The sequence below is a fragment of the uncultured Megasphaera sp. genome (assembly GCF_958350005.1).
In the GTDB taxonomy this organism is placed as follows: domain Bacteria; phylum Bacillota; class Negativicutes; order Veillonellales; family Megasphaeraceae; genus Megasphaera.
The window spans coordinates 1-6817 of the sequence record NZ_CATWFF010000115.1; the positions used below are offsets into that span (position 1 = coordinate 1).

The following is a 6817-nucleotide window of genomic DNA, read 5'->3' on the forward strand; positions in this document are numbered from 1 at the left end:
ATATGCAATGAATCATAATGTACTGCGAGAGGACGTGAGAATTTGGGCACGTATGGTGAATCCAGAATTGGTTTAGTGCGCAAAGTCAACGAAGATTCTTTTTATATTAGTTCTGACCATGACGTACTTGCCGTCGCCGACGGCATGGGCGGCTACGTAGGCGGCGAAATAGCCAGCCGGACCGCAGTAGAAGCCATTGCGTATTATTTCAGAAATTTTACATTTGCTGCGCCGGTGCAGCTGGAAAAGGCGATACAGTACGCCAACTCCAGCATCCTCAGCAAAGTGCATATTGATCCGTCCCTGCAGGGGATGGGAACGACTATTTCCCTGGTCACGCTGGTCAGGGGGATGGCTTTCTGGGGCCATGTAGGCGACAGCCGCATCTATGCCTGCCGCGGCGATGAAATGAAGCAGATTACCGTAGACCATACGATCGTGCAGGTCCTGCTGGAAAAAGGAAAAATTACGGCCGCTGAGGTGGCAACGCACCCGCAGCGTCATGTGCTGACACGCGCCGCAGGTGTTGACGAAACGCTTCTCGTCGACAGCGGCGCCTTTCCTGTGCAGAAGGGCGATCGCATTTTAATCTGTTCCGATGGATTGACGTCCTTCATTGATCCTGAGCTTCTGCGGCAGTCTGTCTGCGATTACAGCCGCAGCGAACGGGATATTGTCAATGAGCTCTTCCGCCATGTATATGAAAATGGTGCCAAAGACAATATTACGGCAATTTTAACGACAATATAATCGGGATTACTACTATGAAAGTGGTGGAAAATCTAAAAATGATTGGTCATATCTTAGATAACAGATATAAGATATTGGAAAAAGTTGGCGAAGGCGGCATGGCCAGCGTATATAAGGCGCAGGATATCCTGCTGGACCGCATTGTAGCAGTAAAAATACTTCATGCCAAATACGGCGGCGATCATGATTTCGTCGTTCGGTTTCGTCAGGAAGCTCAGGCTGCAGCCAAGTTATCGCACCCCAATATTGTAAATATATACGACGTCGGCTTTGATGAGAATGTGCATTATATCGTCATGGAATATGTCCGCGGCGAAACGCTGAAGGAATACATCGAAAAGCACGGACATCTTCCTATCAACACGTCTATTCAGATTACCTTTGACATTGGCGAAGCCCTGGAAAATGCCCATAAAAACGGCATCGTCCACTGCGATATTAAGCCCCATAATATTCTCGTCACCGAAACGGGACGGATTAAAGTCGCCGATTTCGGCATTGCCAGGGCCATTAATTCCGGCCTCAGCGACACCAATGACCATGCCGTCATGGGGTCTGTTCATTATTTTTCGCCGGAACAGGCCAGCGGCGGTCCTATTGACGAACGGACGGATATTTATTCCCTCGGCGTCGTCATGTATGAAATGATGACCGGCGTCGTTCCCTTTGAAGGCGATACGGCTATCAGCGTGGCCCTGCAGCACGTGCAGGATGATATACCTCTGCCGACAAAGTACAACCGCCGTATTCCGCGGCTCGTCGAACAGTGCATCCTGAAAGCCATGGCGAAAAATCCGGATGACCGGTTTCAGTCTATTGCCGAAATGATGTCGGAACTGCGCCTGTCCCAGGGCTTCGTCAATACGAACAAGGGAGCCATGCCGATTATTAAAAATAATTTCGGCACGACCAAGCTGCCGCCTGTACAGGATACGAAACCGCATGAAGCCAAAAAGAGCCGCATTGGAAAACTGCTGGACTCCATCAGCAGTCATTCTCAGAAGTCCATTCTTATTGCCATGTTTGGCGTGTTTATGGCTGCCTTTGCGTGGGCCTTTTTCTCCTTCGGCAATTTCTGGAGTACAGAAAACATTACCGTCCCCGATGTAACGGGCAAGCAGGTGGAAATTGCCAGGGAAATTCTGACAGACAAGCACCTGGCCGTATCGGTCAAAGAGGTGGAAAGCAGTGACGTGCCTGTCGGGGAGGTCATGGCGCAGACACCTGGCGGCGGTGCCGTCGTGAAGGAGAACCGGACTATTTATCTGACTGTCAGCAAGGGCAATCAGGGCGAAGAAGTCCTCGTTCCGGATCTGCGGGACCTGACGCTGGATGAAGCGAAGAAGAAGCTCAAGGAAATAGGGCTGAAAATCGGCTCCGTCCATTATGCGGAAAGCAGCGAATATGAAGAAGGCAAGATTATACGGCAAAGCCCGGCTTCGCCGCACAAGGTTAAGAAGGGAACGGCTGTCGATGTCACCGTATGCCGTAAATCGTCGGCTGCTGCCAAGGAAGAAGTACAGCGGGAAGCACCGAATACCAGCGGCATGACACTGGATGCAGCTGTGAAGGCTCTGGAAAGTGCCGGTTATTCTGTAGGCAATGTAACCAATCTGGATGCCTCCAAGGACAACAGCCAGGCCAAGGTAACGGGACAGAACATCCGCGACGGCAACGTAGCTGATCTTACTGTCGAATACGGCGCTGCAGCAGCCGGTTCCGCCGGCGACGGCAGTGCCAACAATCAGGAACCGGCCGGTACGCCGCACTACGGTACGGTCAATATCAGCGTTCCTTCCGGCGCGTCAAGCCAGCACGTGCAGATCGTCGTCAGCGATGACAACGGCACCCGTGTCGTATACGACAAAAATCAGTCCGGCGGCGACAGCATTACCAAGAATGTCAACGGCATTGGCCGGACGCGGGTAAAAGTATATATCAATAATTCACTGGTTCAGGACCAGTATCTGTAACGCAGGAGACATATGACAACAGGTCGGGTAATTAAAAATTATAATGGATTTTACTATGTAGATGTTGGGGAACCACAGCTTGTGGAATGCCGCCGCCGCGGCAAGATAAAGGAAAAAATCCTTGTCGGCGACGAGCTGGAGATTCAGCTTCTGGGTGATGACAAAGGCGTCATTGAGCAGGTCCTGCCGCGGCGCACCATGCTCCGGCGGCCGGCTATTGCCAATATTGATCAGCTCTTTGTCATCATGGCCGCCCAGTCGCCGGATCCCAGCCAGTTCCTCATGGACAAGATGCTCATGACCTGTGAATACGGCGGCATTCATCCGTCGCTGTGCATCAATAAGTGCGATCTAAACCGGCCGCGGGCAGAGGAGCTGAAGGCCTTTTATGAAACCTGCGGCTATGCGGTCTATCTCGTATCGGCCAGGGAGAACTGCGGCATCGATACCCTTCGCGCTCTGCTTCCAGGCAAGGTGACTGCCTTTGCCGGACCGTCAGGCGTAGGGAAATCGAGCCTTCTTTCGCAGCTCCTTCACCGCGACGACCTGTCTGTCGGCGCCGTGTCGGCCAAGATCCGGCGGGGCCGCCATACGACGCGCCATTCGGAAATCATGAAAGTCGAGGACCATACGTATGTCGTGGATACGCCAGGGTTCAGCGCCCTGGACTTCGATCATCTGGAAGCACGGGATATTCTGGCACTGCTGCCGGATATGGCTCCCTATGGGGGACGCTGCCGCTTTTCGTCGTGCCTGCACCGCACCGAGCCGGGATGCCTGGTCAAAGAGGCCGTGCAGGAAGGCAAGATTCAGCCGGAACGATATGAAACGTACTGCAAAATAGTAGATTCTATACAGGAAAGGAAACGATACGTATGAGCATGATTGGACCGTCGATTTTATCGGCAGATTTTTCACGGTTAGCAGAAGAAATACAGGATGTTACGCAAAAGGGAGCAGACTATATCCATCTGGATCTGATGGACGGTCATTTCGTGCCGAATCTGACCTTTGGCGTACCTGTCATTGCGGCGCTGCGCAAAACGACAGCCCTTCCTTTTGATGCCCATCTTATGGTGGAACATCCGGAAACGTACATCGACGGCCTGGCCAAAGCCGGCGTCCAGTATGTCACGGTGCATCAGGAAGCCTGCGTCCATCTGGACCGGGTGCTGCAGCAAATCCGGGAAGCCGGCATGAAAGGCGGCGTGGCTCTGAATCCAGCTACGCCCGTGTCGACCTTGTCCTGCGTAGCCGGTCAGCTGGACATGATCCTCATTATGAGCGTCAATCCCGGTTTTGGAGGGCAGAAGTTTATTCCCTATGCGCTGCAGAAAATTGCCGATGCTAAAGAGCTCCTGCAGCAGGCCGGCAATACGGAAGCGGTCATCGAAGTAGACGGCGGCGTCAATGCCAGGACTGCAGACGCTGTGAAAAAAGCAGGCGCCACATGGCTCGTTGCCGGCAGTGCCGTATTCGGCGCAGCAGACCGGCAGGCAGCGATTGCGGCCTTAAAGTAAGGCTTGTAATTATTCCTTTCCTGTGATAAAATCATACGTGGAAATACTGTAAATCATAGTCTTTGGGGCAAGGTGAGAAAGCGTGAGCTTTCAATTCCTGACCGGCGGTAACAGTCCGCTAGCCTTGCAGCTGCAAGGTTGAACCGATGCAATTTCGGTACCGACAGTACAGTCTGGATGGGAAAAGACGGACGATGCGCTGTTATTGTGTTTGCGTGCGTGTAAAGGCTATGGAATGTGCCATAGCCTTTTTATTTTTGCAGTACTACATCTGTCTGGAAAGGAAGTAATAGGGTGGAACCGATAGAGTATATGAAAAAGGCCCTGGAGCTGGCAAAGCTGGCATTAGGATATACGTCGCCCAATCCTGCCGTAGGCTGTGTCATTGTCAAAGACGGAGAGATTGTCGGCCAGGGGTATCACCAGAAAGCCGGGACGCCTCATGCTGAAGTCTGGGCACTGCGGGAAGCAGGCGACCGGGCCAAAGGCGCCACGGTCTACGTGACGCTGGAGCCGTGCGCCCATTATGGCCGGACCCCGCCGTGTGCGCGGACCCTCGTGGAAAAGGGCGTAGGCAAAGTGGTCATGGCCATGCTGGACCCGAATCCGCTCGTAGCCGGCAAGGGCGCCGCCATTCTCCGCCAGGCCGGGATTCCCGTGGAAATTGGCCTGCTTTCCAAAGAAGCGGCTCAGCTGAATGAAGTATTTATCAAGAACATGATGGTCCACAAGCCCTTTATTGCGGTCAAGCTGGCCCAGAGCCTGGACGGGCGGATTGCATCCCGCACGGGCCATTCCCAGTGGATTACCAATGAATGGGCCCGGCGCCGCGGCCATTATCTGCGGTCCATTTATGACGGCATTCTGGTCGGCATTCAGACCGTTCTCACAGATAACCCGCTGCTGACCTGCCGGATTGAACGGGAGGCGCACGCAGAGCCCCATCAGCCGACGCGGATCGTCCTCGATTCGCAGGGGCGCATTCCCCTTCATGCCCTGGTGCTGACCGATAAGACGGCGCCGACTATCGTCGTCACAACGTCTCTGTGCTCCGTAGAGAAGATGCGGACCCTCAAGTCCATGGGCGTCACCGTCATTCTGGCTCCCCTGGACCCGCAGACGCGGCATGTCGATTTGCCGGCAGCCCTGGAACTGCTGGGACAGCAGGGAATACAGAGTATTCTCGTCGAAGGCGGCGGAACTGTACAGGGAAGTTTCTTTGACCAGAAGCTGGTAGATAAAATCTACGCATTTATAGGCAGCAAAGTTCTCGGCGGGACCGGTGCCCTGCCTTCGGTCGGCGGCCTGGGCGTCGATATGCTGGATGAATGCATGCCGCTGGTATACGATTCGGTCGTACTGCAGGATAATAATATCCTCATTACGGCATATAATGAAAACAGGGAGGGTGCTTATGTTCACTGGAATCATTGAGGAACTGGGAACGGTGACGCACCTGGATCGCCAGCCCGATTCCATTCAGCTTACGATTCAGGCAGAAAAAGTACTGGAAGGAACCCAGCTGGGGGACAGTATTGCCGTAAACGGCGTCTGCCTGACCGTGACAGCCATGACGGACTCGTCCTTTACGGCTGACGTCATGCATGAAACGATGCGGCGGTCTTCCCTGAAAGATCTGCGGACCGGCGCTTCGGTCAATCTGGAACGGGCCATGGCCCTGGGAGGCCGTCTGGGCGGTCATATTGTCAGCGGCCACGTCGACGGCATGGGCCATATTTCCCGCATTGCCACCGACGGCATTGCCCGGGTTATTACCATTTCCATTCCCAAAGAGATGGAGCCCTTTATTGTGGAAAAAGGGTCTATTGCTATTGACGGCATCAGCCTGACTGTTGTCTCTGTCGGCAGCAGCCAGTTTTCCGTTTCCATTATCCCTCATACCATGAGTCATACGACGCTGCTGGACAAGCATCCCGGCGCCGCCGTCAATCTGGAAACGGATATTATCGGCAAGTATGTTCACAGTTTTACCGTCGGTTCCGGTGCCGGCAGCAAGTCTTCCGGACTGACCATGGAAACGTTATTGCAGCATGGTTTTTAATATATTTCAGAATAGGAGCGTGCAACTACAATGGCACATATTAAAGAAGGTCAACTGATTGGTTCTGGTTCCAAGTTTGGTATTGTCGTAGCCAGGTTTAACGAATTTATCTGCAGCAAACTGCTGAGCGGCGCCTACGACGCTCTCCATCGTCACGGCGTCAGCGACGATGACATTACTGTATCGTGGGTGCCGGGAGCTTTTGAAATCCCCCTGATTGCCCAGAAAATGGCCGAATCTGGCAAGTATGACGCTGTCATCTGCCTCGGTGCCGTCATCCGCGGCGCTACGAGCCACTACGACCTGGTCTGCAACGAAGCTGCTAAGGGCATTGCCCAGGCTTCGCTGAAAACAGGGGTGCCCATCATGTTTGGCGTCATTACGACGGAAAATATTGAACAGGCTGTCGAACGGGCCGGCACAAAAGCAGGCAACAAAGGCTTTGATGTAGCTGTCAGTGCTATTGAAATGGTAAATCTCATTAAAGAATTATAAGCAGGGAAGATTTATAT

General features: G+C 53.3%; 7 protein-coding genes and 1 riboswitch. All 7 genes read left to right on the forward strand.

Annotated elements, in window-relative coordinates; all coding sequences use genetic code 11:
• Positions 1–42 precede the first annotated feature (42 nt).
• The 7 genes from Q3886_RS07360 to ribE all read left to right on the forward strand — a co-directional run bounded on the left by Q3886_RS07360 (position 43) and on the right by ribE (position 6800).
• Positions 43–750: a Stp1/IreP family PP2C-type Ser/Thr phosphatase gene (locus Q3886_RS07360; RefSeq protein ID WP_301860648.1), complete on the forward strand. Its 708-nt coding sequence runs from the start codon at positions 43–45 to the stop codon at positions 748–750.
• Positions 751–788: 38 nt separating this feature from the next.
• The gene (pknB, locus tag Q3886_RS07365; RefSeq protein ID WP_301860656.1) at positions 789–2723 is read left to right on the forward strand and encodes a Stk1 family PASTA domain-containing Ser/Thr kinase; all 1935 of its coding nucleotides are present in this window, start codon (positions 789–791) and stop codon (positions 2721–2723) included.
• 12 nt (positions 2724–2735) lie between these two features.
• Positions 2736–3602 (forward strand): ribosome small subunit-dependent GTPase A, encoded by an 867-nt coding sequence (rsgA, locus tag Q3886_RS07370; protein WP_301860649.1) that lies wholly within the window; start codon positions 2736–2738, stop codon positions 3600–3602.
• Positions 3599–4243, forward strand: a complete 645-nt coding sequence (gene rpe, locus Q3886_RS07375; RefSeq protein ID WP_301860650.1) for a ribulose-phosphate 3-epimerase — start codon at positions 3599–3601, stop codon at positions 4241–4243. Before rsgA ends, rpe begins: the two co-directional genes overlap by 4 nt.
• A 54-nt stretch (positions 4244–4297) precedes the next feature.
• Positions 4298–4436: riboswitch (FMN riboswitch) on the forward strand.
• A gap of 101 nt (positions 4437–4537) precedes the next feature.
• Complete coding sequence (gene ribD / locus Q3886_RS07380; RefSeq protein ID WP_301860652.1) at positions 4538–5677, forward strand: bifunctional diaminohydroxyphosphoribosylaminopyrimidine deaminase/5-amino-6-(5-phosphoribosylamino)uracil reductase RibD; 1140 nt, start codon at positions 4538–4540, stop codon at positions 5675–5677.
• Positions 5658–6305 (forward strand): riboflavin synthase, encoded by a 648-nt coding sequence (locus Q3886_RS07385; protein WP_301860653.1) that lies wholly within the window; start codon positions 5658–5660, stop codon positions 6303–6305. Before ribD ends, Q3886_RS07385 begins: the two co-directional genes overlap by 20 nt.
• Positions 6306–6335: 30 nt before the next feature.
• A complete protein-coding gene (gene ribE / locus Q3886_RS07390) occupies positions 6336–6800 on the forward strand; it encodes a 6,7-dimethyl-8-ribityllumazine synthase (protein WP_301860654.1) in 465 nt (154 codons plus the stop codon).
• Positions 6801–6817: the final 17 nt, after the last annotated feature.

Bases quoted from the DNA above. Each gene is read 5' to 3' on its own strand.
- pknB (WP_301860656.1), top strand. From the start codon at position 789: ATGATTGGTCATATCTTAGATAACAGATATAAGATATTGGAAAAAGTT.
- rsgA (WP_301860649.1), top strand. From the start codon at position 2,736: ATGACAACAGGTCGGGTAATTAAAAATTATAATGGATTTTACTATGTA.
- rpe (WP_301860650.1), top strand. From the start codon at position 3,599: ATGAGCATGATTGGACCGTCGATTTTATCGGCAGATTTTTCACGGTTA.
- Q3886_RS07385 (WP_301860653.1), top strand. From the start codon at position 5,658: ATGTTCACTGGAATCATTGAGGAACTGGGAACGGTGACGCACCTGGAT.
- ribE (WP_301860654.1), top strand. From the start codon at position 6,336: ATGGCACATATTAAAGAAGGTCAACTGATTGGTTCTGGTTCCAAGTTT.